The organism is Umezawaea beigongshangensis (assembly GCF_016464305.1).
In the GTDB taxonomy this organism is placed as follows: domain Bacteria; phylum Actinomycetota; class Actinomycetes; order Mycobacteriales; family Pseudonocardiaceae; genus Umezawaea_A; species Umezawaea_A beigongshangensis.
Genome location: NZ_JAEIOJ010000005.1, coordinates 240,832 through 259,348 on the forward strand (window position 1 = coordinate 240,832; position 18,517 = coordinate 259,348).

The window sequence follows — 18,517 nt, forward strand, 5'->3', positions numbered from 1 at the left end:
GCAATGCCCAAGCAGATCCGCTTCGACGAGGACGCTCGTCGAGCGCTCGAACGCGGCGTGAACAAGCTGGCCGACGTCGTCAAGGTCACCCTTGGCCCGCGCGGTCGCCACGTCGTCCTGGACAAGAAGTTCGGCGGCCCCACCGTCACCAACGACGGCGTGACCATCGCCCGCGAGATCGAGCTCGACGACTCGTTCGAGAACCTCGGCGCGCAGCTGGCGAAGAACGTCGCCACCAAGACCAACGACGTCGCCGGTGACGGCACGACGACCGCCACGGTCCTCGCCCAGGCGATGGTCCGCGTCGGTCTGCGCAACGTCGCCGCCGGTGCCAACCCGACCTCGCTCGGTCGCGGCATCCAGGCCGGCGCCGACGCCGTGGTCGAGGCCCTCAAGGCCAAGGCCACCCCGGTCAAGGGCCGCGAGAGCGTCGCCCAGGTCGGCACCGTCTCCTCGCGCGACTCCTCGATCGGCGCGCTGCTCGGCGAGGCCATCGAGAAGGTCGGCGAGGACGGTGTGATCACCGTCGAGGAGTCCTCGACGATGGCCACCGAGCTGACCATCACCGAGGGCGTGCAGTTCGACAAGGGCTACATCTCGGCGCACTTCGCGACCGACCTGGAGGCCCAGGAGGCGGTGTTCGAGGACGCCCGCATCCTGCTGCACCGCGACAAGATCTCGGCGCTCGCCGACCTGCTCCCGATCCTGGAGAAGGTCGCGGAGACCGGCAAGCCGCTGGTCATCATCGCCGAGGACGTCGAGGGCGAGGCGCTGTCCACCCTGGTGGTCAACGCCCTGCGCAAGACGCTCAAGGTCGTCGCCGTCAAGGCGCCGTTCTTCGGCGACCGCCGCAAGGCGTTCCTGGACGACCTCGCGACCGTCACCGGCGGCGAGGTCATCGCGGCCGAGGTCGGCCTGAAGCTGTCCGAGGCGTCCCTCGACTCGCTGGGCTCCGCCCGCCGCATCGTGGTGACCAAGGACGAGACCACGATCGTCGACGGCGGCGGCACGGCCGAGGCCATCAGCGGTCGCGCCGAGCAGCTCCGCAAGGAGATCGAGGCGACGGACTCCGACTGGGACCGCGAGAAGCTCCAGGAGCGGCTGGCCAAGCTGTCCGGCGGCATCGCCGTGATCAAGGTCGGCGCGGCCACCGAGACCGAGCTCAAGGAGCGCAAGCACCGCATCGAGGACGCGGTCGCGGCGACCAAGGCGGCGGTCGAGGAGGGCATCGTGACCGGCGGCGGTTCCGCGCTGGTCCACGCCGCCCAGCAGCTCAAGGGCAACCTGGGGCTCACGGGTGACGAGGCCACGGGTGTGGCGATCGTGCGCGAGGCCCTGGAGGCCCCGCTGTACTGGATCGCCGCGAACGCCGGTCTCGAAGGCGCGGTCGTCGTGTCCAAGGTCCGCGACCTGGACTGGGGTCAGGGCTTCAACGCCGCGACCCTCGTCTACGGCGACCTGCTGGCCGACGGCATCGTCGACCCGGTGAAGGTGACCCGCTCCGCGGTCTCCAACGCCGCTTCCATCGCCCGCATGGTGCTCACCACGGAGAGCGCCGTCGTGGAGAAGAAGGAAGACGAGGAGCCCGCCTCGGGCGGCCACGGGCACGGCCACGGTCACGGCCACTGAGTTCGACCCGCACGAGCGAAGAGGGGCGGCACCCACCGGGTGCCGCCCCTCTTCGCTCGCCTCCCGACCGATCAGCTGATCACGTCAGGTTGAGCTGTCGCTTCCGCATCTTGATGATGTTGTCGCGCTCGGACTCGGACAGTCCGCCCCAGATCCCGTAGGGCTCCTGCACCGCCAGTGCGTGTCTGCGACACATCTCCAGCACCGGGCACGACAAGCAGACCGCTTTCGCTCTCGCCTCCCTCCTGGCTCGCGCGGGACCGCGCTCGCCGTCGGGGTGGAAGAAGAACGCGCTGTCCATTCCGCGGCACGACCCGCTCATCTGCCAGTCCCAGACGTCGGCGTTGGGACCGGGGAGCCTTCGGGTGTCTGCCATCGAGACCGCCTCCTTGGCCCACTCGAAGTGGACTGCTCCATTTGGCTTAATCTTGATCCACCGTAGAACCGAGTCAAAACTTGTTCAAGACTTGGACAGGTCGGAGTTCCGCGATTCAGCCGATGGGTGATCGACAGCGTGTTCGACCGCTCACTCAGGGGAGTTGCTCAGCGACGGGTCTGCCCGGACGATGTCCCGGTGACCACCGGGCCCGAGCGCGAGAGTGCTGCTGGCACCGATCCCGGAGCGGGCACCGGAGACGAGGGCGAGCTGATGCTCTCCGTCGCCGCCGTGGCACGCAGACTCGGGGTGGCACCGGCGACCCTGCGCACGTGGGACCGCAGATACGGCCTCGGACCGAGCGACCACACCAGCGGTCGGCACCGTCGCTACGGACCGCTCGACATCGCCCGGCTGGAACTGATGCAGCGCGCGCTGCTGCGCGGCGCGTCCTCCGCCGAAGCGGCCCGCTACGCCCTGACGACCTCGGTCACCCCGGCCGCCGGAGGCGGTTCCGCTTCACTCGATCCGGTGGTACTTCCGGTGCTGCGGGGGGGAGAGTTCGCGCCCGGCGCTTCACCCCGTGGTGGAAGAGGACTGCCGCTGCCGGGGGCGAGCCGACGTGCGCGCGGCCTCGGCAGGGCCGTCCTGGCGATGGACTCGGGAGCCGCCGCGGCGCTGCTGGACGACGCCGTCGCCGAGGACGGCGTGATCGGCGCCTGGGACGGCGTGGTCCGGCCCGTGCTCGGCGCCGTGGCCACGCGCTGGGAGCACTCGGGGGCCGGGGTGGAGGTGTCGCACCTGTTCCAGGAGTGCGTGCTCGCCGCCATGGTCCGCGCGACGCCGCCGGTGCGCTCGCCGCGCAACCACCGGCCGGTGCTGCTGGCCGCGATGCCGCAGGAGTGGCACACCCTGCCGATGTACCCGCTCGCCGCGGAGCTCGCCGTGCGCGGCGTCGACGTGCGGCAGCTCGGGGCCGCTCTGCCGATCGACGCGCTGCACGCGGCGGTCCGGCGCACCGCGCCGGCCGCCGTCGTCCTCTGGGCGCAGCTCCCGCGCTGCGCCGACCCCGCTGTGCTGTCGTCGCTGCCGCGTCCCCGCCAGCAGGTGCGCCTCTTCGCGTGCGGCCCCGGCTGGGAGCGCGGCGTCGTGCCCACCGGCGTCGAGCGGCTGGGCGAGCTGGCCGCCGCCGTCGACGCGATCGAGCGCGCGGTCTGCTGACCGGCGCTGCGGGGGAGTCGTCGGTGGCGGGGTGCAGGATGGCCCGGTGGACGAGAGCGAGTTGCGACGAGCCGCCTTCGGCGACCGGCCGGGCGCCGACGTCCGGCCGGCCGTGCTGTCGGAGGTCCCGCGCGAGCGGTGGCTCGCCGCGGTGGTCCTGGGAGCGCGCGGGCACTACGCCGCGGCGGCGACCGTCCTGACCGCACTCGTGCGGGGAGCCGATCCGGTGATCGCCTCGCTCGCCGGATCGGCCCTCGCCTCGCACCGCCGGCAGTTGGGCGCGCACGCCGCCGCCCGCCGTCTCGACGCGGCGGCACTGGCCCGGCTGGGTGACGCGGGGCGCACGGATGCGCCGGACGACCCCCACGGGATCGGCGCGCGGGGCGCGCGGACGGACGCGCTCACCGGACTCGCCGCGGACGCCCTGGGCGCCGGGAGGCCGGACGTGGCGCGGCGGGTGCACGCCGCCGCCGTCGCGAGCGCGGCGCCGGGCGACTGGCGCGCGGAGGTCAGGCTCGGCTGGGTCGCGGCCGAGATCGACCTCGCGACCGGCGCGGCGGAGGCCGCCGCGGGGCACGCGGAGCGCGCGGCGGCGACCGCGCGCGACGTCGGGGCGGTGCGGCACGTCCTCAAGTCGGAGGTCGTCGCGGCGGTGGCCTCGCTGGTCACCGGAACTGCAGAAGTGCGGAAAACTGCCGTGGATCTACTCTTGTGTGACTTAAATCACATCAAGGTTCAGCGGCTCCGTTCGCTCGCCTGGCCCGTCGCTCTCGTCCTCGCCGAACACGCTCCGGAGCGGGCTCCGCACGCTCTGGACGACGCTCGCAGCGCTCTGAGCTGCGTGTTGACCCGAGCTGATCCGGCACTGCGGGCAGCTGCGACGCGGTCACCCTGGATTCCGACTGCACTGCTCCGTTCCGGGGAACCCCCGAACGCGGACACCGGATCGAACTTCTTGACGGATTAAGCACCGGATCGTGTCAAGGTCGGGCCGGGGGCGTCCGATAGGGGAAGTGGAACGTCACTCGGCTGCAGGAAGGAGTCCCCGTGACGACGGTCTTGATTTGCGACGACCGGCGCAGTGTTCGGGAGGGTCTCACCCGCGTGATGTCGGCTGTCCCAGGGGTCAGTCGCATCGACTGCGTTGCACACGGTGACGAGTTGTTGGCTCGCTTCTCCCGGCAGCCGGTCGACGTCGTACTGGTTGGTACCCAGCGCGCCGTCCCGACCGGGGTGGAAGCGACCCGGCGACTCGTCTCCGCCAACCCACAGGCGAACGTCATCGTCTTCGGCGCGCCCGACGACGCCGGCAGCATCGCCGCGGCCATCGCGGGCGGCGCTCGCGGCTACCTGCGCTGGGACGCCTCGCGTCCCGAGCTGGTCGCCGCGCTGGCGCACACCCTCGCCAGCACCTCGGTGCCCGCGCCCCGGCAGCCGTCGGATCCCGGAGTTCAGCTCACCGAGCGCGAGCTCCAGGTCCTCCGCGGCATGAGCCAGGGAAAGAGCAACGGACAGATCGGGCGCGAGCTCTACCTGTCCGAGGACACGGTGAAGACCCACGCGCGGCGGTTGTTCCGCAAGCTCGGGGTCCGCGACCGCGCTCAGGCCGTGGCGCACGGCTTCCGGCGCGGGTTGGTGTCCTGACACCGGTACCGCTCGCCAGCAGTACCTCCTCCAGCCCGGTGACCTCAGTCACCGGGCTGGTTCGGGTTCAGTGTGTTACCTATTCACAGAAGCTCTTTGCCCCCAAGGGTGATTCTCAGGCACGCGTCCGGGTACGGTGAGCGTCGCCGGTGCGAGCGATGGCGTGATCGTCTCGTGGAACGGCACGTCGGTACGTCAACAAGTAACACCAGGGCTGCTGTCTGCGATGACCAACGTGGGGGACGGACTGGACGCCGGAGTGGGCGCAGCAGTTGAGGGCGACCGTCAGGCGGTAGAGCGTCTGCTGGCGTCGATCCGTCCTCTCGTGGTGCGGTACTGCCGCGCCCGTGTTGGCAGGCAGGAGCGTTCCTACGCTTCGGCGGACGACGTGGCCCAGGAGGTGTGTCTCGCGGTGCTCACGGCCTTGCCCAGCTACCGCGACCAGGGTCGGCCCTTCCTCGCGTTCGTGTACGGCATCGCAGCGCACAAGGTGGCCGACGCTCACCGGTCCGCAGCCCGGAACCGCTCAGAACCGGTTCCGGAGGTCCCCGACGCCCCGGAGAGCGAGGCGGGCCCCGAACAGCGCGCGATGCAGGGCGAACTGTCCGAGCGGATGGCGCAGCTGTTGAAGATCCTGCCCGAGAAGCAGCGCGAGATCCTGTTGCTGAGGGTCGTCGTCGGGTTGTCCGCGGACGAGACCGCCGACGCCGTCGGTTCGACCCCGGGAGCCGTGCGCGTGGCGCAGCACCGCGCACTCGCGAGGCTCCGCAAGACGATGTCCCCGGAGGAGGTGGTCTGAGTGGCCGACGAGCGCGAGAAGAGTGACGAGAAGATCGTGCACGGACAGCACGAGAGAGCAGGGCTCTCCCCGGAGGATCCCCCGGTCCAGCCGACCGGCGATTCCGCCGACACCACCGATCTGTCGGCGGTCCGCGCCGACGACGAACTCCTCGACGCCCTCGGTGGCGCCGGTGGTGACCGCGAGTCCCCCGGGGTCGTCGCCGAGGACGAGCTGAACGCTCTGCTGCTGGCGTGGCGGCAGGAGGTGGACGACGAGCCGGCCGCCGTCCTGGTGGACACCGACACGGCCGTCGCGACCATCGCCGCCGCGCGACCCGTGCCCCACCGCCACCGGTTCCTCATCCCGCTGGCCACGGCCGCCGCGGTGCTGGCCATCGCCTTCACCGGCACCAGCCTCGTCGCCCGCGACTCCCTGCCCGGCGACCCGCTGTGGGCCCTCACGAAGGTCCTCTACGCCGACCACGCCCGTTCCGTCGAGGCCGCGGCCGTGGTCCGCACCGACCTCGACACCGCCCGCGTGGCGCTCGCCGAGGGCCGGGTCGACGAGGCGAAGGACGCGCTGGCGAAGGCGGGCGTCGTCCTGCCCGAGGTGTCCACCGACGACGGCAGGAGCGAGTTGTCGGAGAAGCACCACTCCCTGCTGGAGGAGCTGACCAGCTCGCCGTTGCAGCCGACGTCCGGCACCGTGCCGCGCCCCTTCACGAGCGTCGTCCCCTCGACGGTCCCCTCGTCCGACGCGGACGAGATCCCGGAGGAGCCGGCGGACGACACCGGGGAACCGACCGGGCCCACCGAGCCCGTCGAGTCGACGACCACCCCCGTGGTCCCGACGACCACCAGCTCCGAGGTCCCGCCCCCGCCGCCCACCAGCGACACCGGTGTGCGCACGGAGCCGGGGACGAACGTGCAGACCGGCGAGACCGCGTCCGGCGAGGAGACCGTCGGCTAGGAGCCCGCACGACGCGGCCCCCGGCCGCGGTCGTGACCGGGGGCCGCGTCGTGCTCGGAAGCGTTCGCGCGGCTCAGCGGGCGCTCTCGGTGGCGGTGACGCCGTCGGCGTACCCCCGGCAGTACTCCCAGCTCACGTAGGAGGCGGGGTCGGGGTCGTAGGCCGGCTCGTGCGGCCGCATCTTCCCGTCGGAGAGCAGCTGCTCCAGGCTCGACCGCAGCAGTGCCCAGTCGTGGTAGTGAGGTTCCTCGCACTCGCCGCAGTCGACGACGATGCCCCGCACTCCATGGGGTTCCAGCAGAGCCTGGTAGACGGCCAGGTCGGACAGGTCGCCGATCAGCTCCGTCCGCTCGTCCTCGCCCATGGGCGGGTGTTCGTGGTCGTCGCTGTGCTCGCCGAGGGCCCGCGCCGGGTCCTCGGGGTCGCCGGCGAAGGGGTCTGGTGGCAAGGCGTCGTGCGGCACGACCCAGCACGGTACCGGGCCGACCCCCCGACACGTCCAGATACCATGGCACCAACCGTCGCCGCCTGCGGAAACCCCCACCCGCTCGCGGCGGGACCACCGCACGACGGAAGGCTCACCACCCGCCATGACCAGCGAGCTCAACGCTGACGGAGTCCCGAGCAAGTTCGCGATGCTGGGACTGACCTTCGATGACGTCTTGCTGCTCCCCGCGGAGTCGGAGATCGTGCCGAGCGGCGTCGACACCAGCACGAGGTTGTCGCGCAACATCACCCTGAGGGTTCCGCTCGCCTCGGCGGCGATGGACACCGTGACCGAGGCCCGCATGGCCATCTCCATGGCCAGGCAGGGCGGCATCGGCGTGCTGCACCGCAACCTCTCCGTCGAGGAGCAGACCCGCCAGGCCGAGACGGTGAAGCGCTCCGAGGCCGGCATGGTCACCGATCCGGTGACGTGCTCGCCCGACGACACCCTCGCCCACGTGGACGAGCTGTGCGCGCGCTACCGGATCTCCGGCGTGCCGGTGACCGACTCCTCCGGCCGCCTGGTCGGCATCATCACCAACCGCGACATGCGCTTCGAGGTCGACCACGCGCGCAGCGTGCGCGAGGTCATGACGAAGGGCCCGCTGGTCACGGCGCAGGTCGGCGTCTCGGCGGAGGCCGCGCTGGGCCTGCTGCGCCGGCACAAGGTGGAGAAGCTGCCGATCGTCGACGGCGACGGCAAGCTCCGCGGCCTGATCACGGTCAAGGACTTCGTCAAGACCGAGCAGTACCCGAACGCCTCCAAGGACCCCGACGGCCGCCTGCTGTGCGCCGCGGCGGTCGGCGTGGGCGAGGACTCCTTCGTCCGCGCGATGTCGCTCGCCGAGGCGGGCGTGGACGTGCTCATGGTCGACACGGCCCACGGCCACCAGCGCAACGTGCTGGACATGGTCGCCAAGATCAAGAAGGAGCTGGGCGACTCGGTCGACGTCGTCGGCGGCAACATCGCGACCCGCGCGGGCGCGCAGGCCCTCGTCGACGCGGGCGCGGACGGCGTGAAGGTCGGCGTCGGCCCCGGCTCCATCTGCACCACCCGCGTGGTCGCCGGTGTCGGCGTCCCGCAGATCACCGCGATCTACGAGGCCAACCTGGCCGCGGCCCCGGCCGGTGTCCCGGTCATCGGCGACGGCGGCATCCAGTACTCCGGCGACATCGCCAAGGCCATCGCCTCCGGTGCGAGCGTCGTCATGCTGGGCAGCCTGCTCGCGGGCACCGCCGAGGCGCCGGGCGAGCTGATCCTGGTCAACGGCAAGCAGTTCAAGACCTACCGCGGCATGGGCTCGCTCGGTGCGATGCAGTCGCGCGGCAACGCCAAGTCCTACTCCAAGGACCGCTACTTCCAGGACGACGTGCTCTCCGAGGACAAGCTCGTGCCCGAGGGCATCGAGGGGCGTATCCCGTTCCGCGGCCCGCTCGCCCAGGTGGTGCACCAGCTCTCCGGCGGCCTGCGCTCGGCGATGGGCTACACGGGCTCGAAGAGCATCGCGGAACTCCAGAACGCCCAGCTCGTCCGGATCACGGCGGCGGGTCTGAAGGAGAGCCACCCGCACGACGTCACCATGACCGTCGAAGCCCCCAACTACACCACCCGCTGAGAGGACGACAAGTGCGCGATCTGGTCGAGATCGGGATGGGCCGGACCGCGAGGCGGGCCTACGAGCTGGACGACGTGGAGATCATCCCGTCGCGGCGGACCCGCTCGTCGAAGGACGTCTCCACCGCGTGGCAGATCGACGCCTACCGCTTCGAGATCCCGCTGATCACCCACCCCACGGACGCGATCGTCTCGCCGGGCACGGCCGTGGCCGTCGGCGAGCTGGGCGGCCTGGGCGTGCTGAACGCCGAGGGCCTGTGGGCGCGGCACACCGACGTGGACGAGGCGCTGTTCCGCCTCGTGCAGGCCACCGAGGACACCGACGACCCGGCGGCGCCCGTCCGGGTGCTCCAGGAGCTGCACTCCGCCCCGGTGCGGATCGACCTGATCGCCGAGGCGATCAAGCAGGTCCGCGAGTCCGGGGTGACCGTCGCGGTGCGGGTGAGCCCGCAGCGTGCCGCCGAGCTGACGCCGGACCTGCTGGCCGCGGGCGTGGAGATCCTGATCGTGCAGGGCACGATCATCTCCGCGGAGCACGTGTCCCGCGACGGCGAGGCGCTGAACCTGAAGCAGTTCATCTCCGACCTCGACGTGCCGGTGATCGCCGGTGGCGTCGGCGACTACCGGACCGCGATGCACCTCATGCGGACCGGTGCTGCGGGCGTCATCGTCGGGTACGGCTACACGCCCGGCGTGACGACCACCGACTCGGTGCTGGGTATCGGCGTCCCGATGGCGACGGCCATCGCCGACGCGGCCGCCGCCCGGCGCGACTACCTGGACGAGACCGGTGGCCGGTACGTACACGTCATCGCGGACGGCGGCGCGCTGACCAGCGGTGAGGTCGCCAAGTCGATCGCGTGCGGCGCGGACGCGGTCATGCTGGGCGAGCCCCTCGCCGCGGCGGCCGAGGCGCCGGGGCAGGGCCTGTACTGGACGGCGGCGTCCGCGCACCCGACGGTGCCGCGCAGCTTCGTCTCGGCGGGCGTGGACCAGGAGATCGACCTGCGGACCCTGCTGTTCGGGCCGTCGACGGACCCGCGCGGCGTGACGAACCTGTTCGGTTCGCTGCGGCGCGCGATGGCCAAGACCGGCTACTCGGACCTGAAGGAGTTCCAGAAGGTCGGCCTGACCATCCGCGGCTGAGTTCGTCCGCCCGAGCGGGGGTGTCCGGTTCGTCACCTGAACCGGACACCCCCGCTCGTGCGTTTCCCCCAGTACCGCACGACACCGACGTCCGATCGCGGACGAGCCCTTCCGGGGCCCGTCCATCCACAGCCCCCGAATTGTCCACAGACCCGCGAGTCTTGATCTTGGGACTGGCGGATCTCGATAGACTGGCCTCGGGGCCGCCCCCCTGGGACGGGCGGGGGCGCAGAACAGGGAGTTGACGAACCGACGTGGAAGACCTGCTCGAACTCGGACCGGCCGAGGAAGACGACTCCACCGAGGGGCGGCGGTCCAGGGGCGACGGTCCGGCCTGGTTCGCCGGTGTCGCGGTCGTGGCGGTGCTCGCCCTGGCCGCGGTGCTCGGCATCGCGGTGTGGCTGTTCTCGGCGGTGTTCCCCTCGCTGCTGACGTGGTCCTCGCTGTAGGGCGCTTCTGAACCGTTCAGGCGGGGTGCGGCCCCTAGCCGGGCGGGCCGTCTCTGCCTAACCTCGTCCTCATGGGTGAACTCGCCAGTAACAACCGTTCGAACGGGCCGGACTACGACGTCGTGGTCGTGGGGTCCGGGTTCGGCGGGAGTGTGGCCGCGCTCCGGCTCGTGGAGAAGGGCTACCGCGTGGCCGTCCTCGAAGCGGGGCGGCGGTTCGCCGACGACGAGTTCGCCACGACCTCCTGGGACCTGCGCAAGTACCTGTGGGCCCCGCAGCTCGGCTGCTACGGCATCCAGCGCCTGCACCTGCTGCGCGACGTCATGGTCCTCGCCGGATCGGGCGTCGGCGGCGGGTCGCTGGTGTACGCGAACACGCTGTACCGGCCGCTCGGCCCGTTCTACGAGGACCGGCAGTGGGCGCACATCACCGACTGGAAGGCCGAGCTCGACCCGTTCTACGACCAGGCGAGCCGGATGCTCGGCGTCGTGCCCAACCCGTCCACGACGCCGTCGGACGTGGTCATGCAGCAGGTCGCCGCCGACATGGGCGTGGCCGACAGCTACGGCCCGACGCCCGTCGGCGTGTTCTTCGGCGAGCCCGGCCAGCGGGCGGCCGACCCCTACTTCGGCGGCGCGGGACCCGAGCGGACCGGCTGCACCGAGTGCGGCTCCTGCATGTCGGGCTGCCGCGTCGGCGCGAAGAACACGCTGGTCAAGAACTACCTGTACCTCGCGGAGCGCAAGGGCGCCGAGGTCAGGCCGCTGACCACGGTGACCGGTCTGCGGCCGAGGGTCAACGGCACGTGGGAGATCAGCACCCGCCGCACCGGTGGCACGCTCCGCCGGGGGAGGGGCACGATCACCGCGGGCCAGGTCGTGCTGGCCGCCGGCACCTGGGGCACGCAGCAGCTGCTGCACCGGATGCGCGCCGACGGCACGCTGCCGCGACTGTCGCCGACGCTGGGCGAGCTGACCAGGACCAACTCCGAGGCCATCGTCGGCGCGGGCCGCTACACGGTGGACCCGGAGCGGGACTTCACCCGCGGGGTCGCCATCACCTCCTCGATCCACCCGGACGAGCGCACCCACATCGAGCCGGTCCGGTACGGCAGGGGCAGCAACGTCATGGGCCTGTTGCAGACCCTGTCGACCGACGGCGCGGCCAGCACGCCCCGGATCGTGCAGTTCGTGCGCAAGGCGGTCCGGCACCCGCGCCAGCTCGCCCGGATGATGTCCGTGCGCCGCTGGAGCGAGCGGACGGTGATCCTGCTGGTCATGCAGAGCCTGGACAACTCGATCACCACGTTCGTCCGGCGCGGGGTGTTCGGCCGCCGCAGGCTCACCTCGAAGCAGGGCCACGGGGAGCCGAACCCGACGTTCATCCCGGCCGGGCACCGGGCGAACGAGCTGGCCGCGCGGCACATCGACGGGGTCGCCGGGGGCACGTGGGGCGAGCTGTTCGACGTTCCGCTGACCGCGCACTTCATCGGCGGCTGCCCGATCGGCTCGGACGCCCGATCGGGCGTCATCGACCCCTACCACCGGGTGCACCACTACCCCGGCCTGTCGGTCGTGGACGGCGCGGCGATCTCGGCGAACCTGGGCGTGAACCCGTCGCTGACGATCGCCGCGCAGGCCGAGCGGGCGTTCGCGCTGTGGCCGAACCGGGGCGAGCCCGACCCGCGACCGGCCCAGGGCGCTGAGTACCGGCGCGTGGCACCGGTCCCGCCGAGGGACCCGGCCGTGCCGGCGCACGCGCCAGGCGCGCTGCGGCTGCCGATCGCGGAGGTGCGCACGACGCCCGCGCGGCCGTGACGCACACGCCCCCCACCGGTGCCGATCCGGTGGCACAGTGGAGGGCGTGGCAGCGCCGCCGATCGCGTTCGACGGAGACCTCGCGCCGCGGGACGTGACCCGCGGCGAGCCGGGGGACCGCGAGGCGCGGGAAAGCCGATGAGGTCTCCCGTGCTGGTGGTGGGCGCCGGTCCGGTCGGGCTGACCGCCGCGCTGCTGCTGGCCCGCGCCGGGGTGCCCAGCACCGTCCTGGAGGCCGCGCCGGAGCACGTCGTGCGCAGCAGCGGATCGCTCTGCCTGCAGCGCGACGTCCTGGACGTGCTGGAGCGGGTCGGCGCCGGGTGGGAGATCGCCGACGCGGGGATCGCCTGGTACCGGGGGCGCACGTTCTTCCGGGGGCACGAGGTGCTGGTGACGGACTTCGCCGAGGCCGGGCCGGACGCCTTCCCGCCGTTCGTCAACGTGCCGCAGCCGGTCCTGGAGCACCTGCTGGAGCGGCGGGCGCGCGCCTCGCCGCTGGTGCGGCTGTGCTTCGACCGGCGGGTGTCCGCGCTGTGGCAGGACGGGCGGGGCGTCACGGTGTCGACGGCCGACGGCACGGTGCTGCGCGGCAGCCACTGCGTCGCGGCGGACGGCGCGCGCTCCACCGTGCGCGAGCTGCTGGGCCTGCCGTTCCCCGGTCACTCCTTCAGCGACCGGTTCCTCGTCGCCGACGTGCGGGTGCGCGCCGGCGCGGCGCGTCCGGAGCGGCACTTCTACTTCGACCCGCCGAGCGATCCCGGCGGTCAGGTCCTGCTGCACCCGCAGCCGGACGGCGTGGTGCGCGTCGACCAGCGCGTGCCGGAGGACTTCGAGCCGTCCGGGGAGCGGGTGGCTGCGCGGGTGCGGGACGTCGTGGGCGACGGGCCGCACGAGGTGCTGCGGGCGTCGGTGCGCCGGTTCCAGCAGCGCCGCGTGCCGTCGATGGTGGAGGGCGGTGTGCTGTTCGCGGGCGACGCGGCGCACGTGATGAGCCCGTTCGGCGCGCGGAACGCGAACTCCGGCATCTGCGACGCGGACAACGCGGCCTGGAAGATCGCCCTGCACCGGACGGGCGAGGCCGGGCCGGCGCTGCTGCCGTCCTACGACGCCGAGCGCGGCGCGGCGGCGCGGGAGAACCTGCGCGTCACGGGCGACACGATGCGGTTCCTGGTGCCGGAGACCCCGCAGCAGCTGGCGCACCGCCGTGACGTGCTGGAACGCAGCGTGCACGATCCCGCGGCCCGCGCGGAGATCGACTCGGGCACGTTGTCGCAGCCGTTCGCCTACCGCGACTCGCCGCTGACGACGCCGGGCTGCGCGGGGGAGATGCTGCCGGGGAGCAGGCGCTTCGGCCCGGACTTCACGGTGCTGCCCGGCGAGGTCCTGGTCCGTCCCGACGGCCACGTGGCCGCCGCCGCGCCGCCCGACGGTCTGCGGGCGGCGCGGCGACGGGCCTCGGGCTGGTAGTGGTTCAGAGCTGGACGCCGGTGAGGACGACGGTCTTCTGCTCGGTGAAGTCCTCCATCGCCGAGAGCACGCCCTCGCGGCCGGTGCCGGAGTTCTTCACGCCGCCGTAGGGCATCTGGTCGGCCCGGTAGGACGGCACGTCGCCGATGATCACGCCGCCGACCTCCAGCTCGGCGGCGGCCTCGAACGCCACCCGCACGTCGCGGGTGAAGACGCCCGCCTGCAAGCCGTACTCGGTGTCGTTGGCCTCGGCGAGCGCCGCGTCGAGGTCGTCGACGACGGACACCGCCAGCACCGGCCCGAAGACCTCCTGCCGCCACACGTCGGCGTCCTTGGGCACGTCGCGCAGCACGGTCGGCTCGACGCTCGTGCCGCTGCGCCCGCCGCCGGTCAGCAGTTCGGCGCCGCCGTCCACGGCCTCGGTGATCCACCGCTCGACGCGCTCGGCGTTGTCCTCGTCGATCAGCGGGCCCACCTCGACCTCGGGGTCGTGCGGGTCGCCGGTCCGCAGCGCCCGCACGGCCGCCACGAGCTTCGGCACGAACGCCTCCGCGTGGCTCGCGTGCACGATGACGCGCTGCACGGCGATGCAGGACTGCCCGGCCTGGTAGTTGCCGAAGGTGGCGATGCGCGCGGCGGCGTGGTCGAGGTCGTCCCAGTCGGCGCACACGATGGCGGCCGAGTTGCTGCCCAGCTCCATCACGACGTGCTTGCGCGGCGCCTGCTCGGCGAGCGACCAGCCCACGCCGGTGGACCCGGTGAAGGAGATGACGGGCAGCCGCTCGTCGGCCACGAGGGTCTTCGTGTCGGAGCCGCGCACCGGCAGCACGGAGAACGCGCCCTCGGGCAGGCCGGTCTCGGCGAGCAGTTCGCCGAGCAGCAGCGACGACAGCGGTGTGGCGCTGGCCGGCTTCACGACGACCGGCGCGCCGACGGCGAGCGCGGGCGCGACCTTGTGCGCCACGAGGTTCAGCGGGAAGTTGAAGGGGGCCACGGCGAGCACGGGGCCGCGCGGCACGCGCCGCACGATCGCCATCCGGCCCTCACCGCCGGGGTCGGTGTCCAGGCGCTGGAGGTCGCCGGTGAACCGGCGCGCCTCCTCCGCGGCGAAGCGGAACGTGGACACGGCCCGCTTCACCTCGACCTCCGCCCACTTCAGCGGCTTGCCGTTCTCGGCGGTGATCGTCTCGGCGACCTCCTCCGCCCGCTCGGTCAGCCCGTCGGCGACGTGGTGGAGGGCGGCGGCCCGCACGTGGGCGGGGGTGCGGCGGAACTCCTTCGCGACGGCGGCGGCCGCGGCCACCGCGCGCTCGACCTGCTCTGGCCCCGGCACGGCGACCGTCGCCACCTCGGTGCCGTCGAACGGGTGGCTCACGGTGATCTCGCCGACGCCCTGCTCGGGACGTCCGGCGATCCAGCAGGGCCGGGGCTGCGGGGTGATCGCGTCCATGCCCCAACGGTATTCCCTCGCACTCCCGCACGCGCACGGCGCGACCCGGACGGCTCACCCCCGCGGCGGGGAGCGCACGTGCGCCGCGACGGCGAGGTGGTGGCTGTCGTGGGACCCGGCGCGCGGTCGGACCCGCGCGCGGCCGGGTGGCGCAGCGGTCCGCGCACCCGCGGCGTCCACCGGCCCGTCGCCCCGCGCACCTCGTCGCCGGTGCGCAGGACCTCGCCGAGACCGCCTCCGGTGAGCACCTCCTCGCCCGCACGTGGCATCCTCCACCTGCGCGAAACCGTCGTCGCAAGGAGGTTTGCCCCCCGTGGCTGACAGCACCAGTCGTCCAGTACTCGTCGTCGACTTCGGCGCGCAGTACGCCCAGCTGATCGCGCGCCGGGTGCGCGAGGCGCAGGTGTACTCGGAGGTCGTCCCGCACACCGCGAGCACGGCCGAGCTGCTGGAGCGCGACCCGGCCGCGATCGTGCTCTCCGGCGGGCCGTCCAGCGTCTACGCCGAGGGCGCGCCGCGCGTCGACCCGGAGCTGTTCTCCACCGGCGTTCCGGTGTTCGGCATCTGCTACGGCTTCCAGGCGATGGCGGGCGCGCTCGGCGGCACCGTCGAGCACACCGGCACCCGCGAGTACGGCCGCACGGAGCTGGACGTCAGCTCCGAGGGCGGCACGCTGCACGAGGAGCTGCCCGCCCGCCACCCGGTGTGGATGAGCCACGGCGACTGCGTCACCAAGGCCCCGGAGGGCTTCACGGTGACCGCCACCAGCGAGGGCGCCCCGGTGGCCGCGTTCGAGGACGTGGAGCGGCGCTTCGCGGGCGTGCAGTACCACCCGGAGGTCGGGCACTCGCCGCACGGCCAGGAGGTGCTGCGGCGGTTCCTGCACGAGATCGCCGGGGTGAAGCCGGAGTGGACCACCTCGTCGATCGTGGACGAGCAGGTCGAGCGCGTCCGCGCCCAGATCGGCGAGGGCCGCGCGATCTGCGGCCTGTCCGGCGGCGTGGACTCCGCCGTGGCCGCCGCCCTGGTGCAGCGCGCCATCGGCGACCGCCTGACCTGCGTGTTCGTCGACCACGGTCTGCTGCGCGCCGGTGAGCGCACCCAGGTCGAGCGGGACTACGTCGCCGCGACGGGTGTGCGGCTGGTGACGGTCGACGCGCGCGAGCGCTTCCTGACCGCGCTGGCCGGGGTGACCGACCCCGAGGAGAAGCGCAAGATCATCGGCCGCGAGTTCATCCGCGTGTTCGAGCAGGCCGCCCTGGACCTGCAGGCCGAGGCGGGCGATCAGGGCGAGCACTACGACTACCTGGTGCAGGGCACGCTCTACCCGGACGTCGTGGAGTCCGGCGGCGGCACGGGCGCGGCGAACATCAAGTCCCACCACAACGTCGGCGGCCTGCCGGAGGACCTCCAGTTCGAGCTGGTCGAGCCGCTGCGCGCGCTGTTCAAGGACGAGGTGCGCCGGGTGGGCACCGAGCTGGGCCTGCCCGAGGTGATCGTGCAGCGCCAGCCGTTCCCCGGTCCCGGCCTGGGCATCCGCATCATCGGCGAGGTGACGGCCGAGCGCCTGGAGATCCTGCGCCAGGCCGACGCCATCGCCCGCGAGGAGCTGACCGCCGCCGGGCTGGACCGGCAGATCTGGCAGTGCCCGGTCGTGCTGCTGGCCGACGTGCGCAGCGTCGGCGTGCAGGGTGACGGCCGCACCTACGGTCACCCGATCGTGCTGCGTCCGGTGTCCAGCGAGGACGCCATGACGGCCGACTGGACGCGCCTGCCGTACGAGGTGCTGGAGCGCGTGTCGACCCGCATCACCAACGAGGTCGCCGAGGTGAACCGGGTGGTCCTGGACGTGACGTCCAAGCCGCCGGGCACCATCGAGTGGGAGTAGCGGTTCCACGACGAGGCCGCCCCGGCCGGATTCCGGCGGGGCGGTCTCGTCGCGTTCTCAGGGCCGCTTGCGGACCAGGCTGCTGATCAGCAGGAGCAGGCCGACGACCACCGCTCCACCGGCCAGCACCCAGCGCAGGTCGATCGCCTCGTCCAGGTACTCGCCGCCGCTGAGGGCGTAGCCGGAGACCGTCAGCGCCCCCAGACCGAACAGCAGGGCCACCAGGTCCACCCCCCGGCGCTCGGGCACGTCGTGCTCAGCCACGGGTCACCTCCACGTCTCCCACACCGGACCTCACGTACAGCTCGACCTCGACGCCGCCCTCGCCGTCGGGACCGCGGTCCTCGACGTCCAGCTCGCTGCCGGGACCGCTGCGCTCCTCGCCGAGGCACGACACCGAGCCGACACCGCTCTCGCAGACGACCTGGACGTCGGCGGTCCTCGGCACGATCACCTCCGCGCCGCCGACCCCCACCTCGACCCGCGTCTCCACCTCGCCCTGCGCGGGCAGGGCGCTCAGGTCCAGGGTGACGTTGCCGGCCCCCGTCTCGTAGGCGTCGTCCACCTGCTCGACTGCGGTGGGCCTCGCCGTGACGTCGCCGACCCGCTCCCAGCGGTCGAACCCGGCGTTCGTCAGCACCAGCGCCACGATCGACAGCGGGACCGCCGTGCCGATCAGGCCGCGCCCGCCGCCGCGGAACGCGCTCACCACCAGGCCGAGGCCGACGACGCCGAGCGCGAGACCGGCGATCGTGCCCCCGGTGAACCACGGGTTGTGGTTCGCGGCGATCACCCCGGCGCCCGCCGTGAGCACGGCCAGGGCGAACGTCACGCCACCGACGCGCGAGCGGTGGCGCGGCGCCGCGGCGCGCGGCGGCACCGGGGGAGCCGAGGGCTCGGGCAGGTCCCACGCGAACGGGGCCGCGCCCAGCGGGTCCCACGAGGGCGGCGACTGCGCCGCTGCTCCGGACCCGGCGTGCGGCGCGGTGGCGGGCACCGCGCCGAAGTGGGCGGGGAACGGGGCCGTCGGCGCGGCGGGCGGCACGTGCTGGTGCGCCAGCGGCTCGGCCACCACCGCGGCCGCGGGGTTGAGGTGCCCGCGGTGCCGGTGCAGCAGGAACAGGCCGCCGAGCGCCAGCAGCAGCCCGCTGATCGTCGGGAAGCCGCCGCTGACGACGAACCCGGTCGTCGGCAGCAGCGCCAGGCACAGCACGACCACGAGGCCCGTGGACGACGAGCTGCGTCCCCTGCCGAGGATCGACTCCGCCGGTGACGCCTCGTCGTTGCGCGACGGCAGCAGCAGCCACGCGACCAGGTAGAGCAGCAGTCCGGCGCCGTTGGACAGCGCCAGCACGACCAGCGCGATCCGCACGACGACCGGGTCGATGAGGTACCGCTCCGCGATACCCGCGGCGACGCCGGCGATCTTCCGTCCGCTGTGCGGGCGATTCGGCCGGGTCGCCCAGAAGTCCTTCAGCGTCTCGTCGACGCTCGGCTGGGTGCCCACATGTCCACTCACGTCGAAGAGCATGCGTCTCCGAGGGGCTCCAGCACATCGGGGACGCCCCTGAACCGGGCA

The 18,517-nt window shown here is 72.9% G+C and carries 17 protein-coding genes; 12 read left to right on the plus strand and 5 right to left on the minus strand.

What is annotated here, in order from left to right; translation table 11 throughout:
• The first annotated feature begins 3 nt into the window (after positions 1-3).
• Positions 4-1,629 (plus strand): chaperonin GroEL, encoded by a 1,626-nt coding sequence (gene groL / locus IMZ35_RS15660; protein WP_199441803.1) that lies wholly within the window; start codon positions 4-6, stop codon positions 1,627-1,629.
• Between the two features lie 79 nt (positions 1,630-1,708).
• Here the strand turns inward: groL and IMZ35_RS15665 are convergent, their stop codons facing one another.
• Positions 1,709-2,005 (minus strand): WhiB family transcriptional regulator, encoded by a 297-nt coding sequence (locus IMZ35_RS15665; RefSeq protein WP_199441804.1) that lies wholly within the window; start codon positions 2,003-2,005, stop codon positions 1,709-1,711.
• 273 nt (positions 2,006-2,278) lie between these two features.
• Here IMZ35_RS15665 and IMZ35_RS15670 point away from each other — a divergent pair, with 273 nt between their 5' ends.
• From IMZ35_RS15670 to IMZ35_RS15690, 5 genes are all read left to right on the plus strand, one after another.
• Positions 2,279-3,226 (plus strand): MerR family transcriptional regulator, encoded by a 948-nt coding sequence (locus IMZ35_RS15670; RefSeq protein WP_199441909.1) that lies wholly within the window; start codon positions 2,279-2,281, stop codon positions 3,224-3,226.
• A gap of 46 nt (positions 3,227-3,272) precedes the next feature.
• Entirely contained in the window at positions 3,273-4,193 is a 921-nt protein-coding gene (locus IMZ35_RS15675; protein WP_199441805.1) for a hypothetical protein, read from the plus strand.
• A gap of 80 nt (positions 4,194-4,273) precedes the next feature.
• Positions 4,274-4,870, plus strand: a complete 597-nt coding sequence (locus IMZ35_RS15680; RefSeq protein ID WP_015805222.1) for a response regulator transcription factor — start codon at positions 4,274-4,276, stop codon at positions 4,868-4,870.
• Between the two features lie 226 nt (positions 4,871-5,096).
• Positions 5,097-5,669 carry a sigma-70 family RNA polymerase sigma factor gene (locus tag IMZ35_RS15685; RefSeq protein WP_199441910.1) on the plus strand — a complete coding sequence of 191 codons (573 nt, stop codon included), beginning with the start codon at positions 5,097-5,099 and terminating at the stop codon, positions 5,667-5,669.
• A complete protein-coding gene (locus tag IMZ35_RS15690; RefSeq protein ID WP_199441806.1) occupies positions 5,670-6,620 on the plus strand; it encodes an anti-sigma-D factor RsdA in 951 nt (316 codons plus the stop codon). It abuts the gene before it with no gap.
• A 73-nt stretch (positions 6,621-6,693) separates the two neighbouring features.
• Here IMZ35_RS15690 and IMZ35_RS15695 read toward each other — a convergent pair whose 3' ends face one another.
• The gene (locus IMZ35_RS15695) at positions 6,694-7,083 is read right to left on the minus strand and encodes a DUF5319 domain-containing protein (protein ID WP_307868179.1); all 390 of its coding nucleotides are present in this window, start codon (positions 7,081-7,083) and stop codon (positions 6,694-6,696) included.
• Between the two features lie 127 nt (positions 7,084-7,210).
• On the opposite strand from IMZ35_RS15695, the gene guaB reads away from it, so the two are divergent.
• The 5 genes from guaB (at position 7,211) to IMZ35_RS15720 (ending at position 13,600) form a co-directional block, all read left to right on the plus strand.
• A complete protein-coding gene (guaB, locus tag IMZ35_RS15700) occupies positions 7,211-8,722 on the plus strand; it encodes an IMP dehydrogenase (RefSeq protein WP_199441807.1) in 1,512 nt (503 codons plus the stop codon).
• Positions 8,723-8,733: 11 nt separating this feature from the next.
• On the plus strand, positions 8,734-9,867 hold the full coding sequence (locus IMZ35_RS15705) for a GuaB3 family IMP dehydrogenase-related protein (RefSeq protein WP_199441808.1): 1,134 nt from the start codon (positions 8,734-8,736) through the stop codon (positions 9,865-9,867).
• Positions 9,868-10,121: 254 nt separating this feature from the next.
• Positions 10,122-10,316, plus strand: coding sequence for a hypothetical protein (locus IMZ35_RS15710; RefSeq protein WP_199441809.1), 195 nt, complete (start codon positions 10,122-10,124; stop codon positions 10,314-10,316).
• Positions 10,317-10,387: 71 nt separating this feature from the next.
• On the plus strand, positions 10,388-12,133 hold the full coding sequence (locus tag IMZ35_RS15715; RefSeq protein WP_199441810.1) for a GMC family oxidoreductase: 1,746 nt from the start codon (positions 10,388-10,390) through the stop codon (positions 12,131-12,133).
• Between the two features lie 138 nt (positions 12,134-12,271).
• Positions 12,272-13,600, plus strand: a complete 1,329-nt coding sequence (locus IMZ35_RS15720) for an FAD-dependent monooxygenase (RefSeq protein ID WP_199441811.1) — start codon at positions 12,272-12,274, stop codon at positions 13,598-13,600.
• Positions 13,601-13,604: 4 nt separating this feature from the next.
• Here the strand turns inward: IMZ35_RS15720 and IMZ35_RS15725 are convergent, their stop codons facing one another.
• Positions 13,605-15,050 carry an aldehyde dehydrogenase family protein gene (locus IMZ35_RS15725; protein WP_199441812.1) on the minus strand — a complete coding sequence of 482 codons (1,446 nt, stop codon included), beginning with the start codon at positions 15,048-15,050 and terminating at the stop codon, positions 13,605-13,607.
• A 313-nt stretch (positions 15,051-15,363) separates the two neighbouring features.
• On the opposite strand from IMZ35_RS15725, the gene guaA reads away from it, so the two are divergent.
• Positions 15,364-16,938, plus strand: a complete 1,575-nt coding sequence (gene guaA / locus IMZ35_RS15730; RefSeq protein ID WP_199441813.1) for a glutamine-hydrolyzing GMP synthase — start codon at positions 15,364-15,366, stop codon at positions 16,936-16,938.
• A 57-nt stretch (positions 16,939-16,995) separates the two neighbouring features.
• Here guaA and IMZ35_RS15735 read toward each other — a convergent pair whose 3' ends face one another.
• The gene (locus tag IMZ35_RS15735) at positions 16,996-17,202 is read right to left on the minus strand and encodes a hypothetical protein (protein ID WP_199441814.1); all 207 of its coding nucleotides are present in this window, start codon (positions 17,200-17,202) and stop codon (positions 16,996-16,998) included.
• On the minus strand, positions 17,195-18,457 hold the full coding sequence (locus tag IMZ35_RS15740; RefSeq protein WP_307868180.1) for a PspC domain-containing protein: 1,263 nt from the start codon (positions 18,455-18,457) through the stop codon (positions 17,195-17,197). Before IMZ35_RS15740 ends, IMZ35_RS15735 begins: the two co-directional genes overlap by 8 nt.
• Positions 18,458-18,517 lie beyond the last annotated feature (60 nt).

Excerpts from the sequence above, each read along its gene's own strand:
- IMZ35_RS15665 (WP_199441804.1), bottom strand. The coding sequence starts at position 2,005 with ATGGCAGACACCCGAAGGCTCCCCGGTCCCAACGCCGACGTCTGGGAC.
- IMZ35_RS15715 (WP_199441810.1), top strand. The coding sequence starts at position 10,388 with ATGGGTGAACTCGCCAGTAACAACCGTTCGAACGGGCCGGACTACGAC.
- groL (WP_199441803.1), top strand. The coding sequence starts at position 4 with ATGCCCAAGCAGATCCGCTTCGACGAGGACGCTCGTCGAGCGCTCGAA.
- IMZ35_RS15685 (WP_199441910.1), top strand. The coding sequence starts at position 5,097 with ATGACCAACGTGGGGGACGGACTGGACGCCGGAGTGGGCGCAGCAGTT.
- IMZ35_RS15720 (WP_199441811.1), top strand. The coding sequence starts at position 12,272 with ATGAGGTCTCCCGTGCTGGTGGTGGGCGCCGGTCCGGTCGGGCTGACC.
- IMZ35_RS15725 (WP_199441812.1), bottom strand. The coding sequence starts at position 15,050 with ATGGACGCGATCACCCCGCAGCCCCGGCCCTGCTGGATCGCCGGACGT.
- IMZ35_RS15670 (WP_199441909.1), top strand. The coding sequence starts at position 2,279 with ATGCTCTCCGTCGCCGCCGTGGCACGCAGACTCGGGGTGGCACCGGCG.
- guaB (WP_199441807.1), top strand. The coding sequence starts at position 7,211 with ATGACCAGCGAGCTCAACGCTGACGGAGTCCCGAGCAAGTTCGCGATG.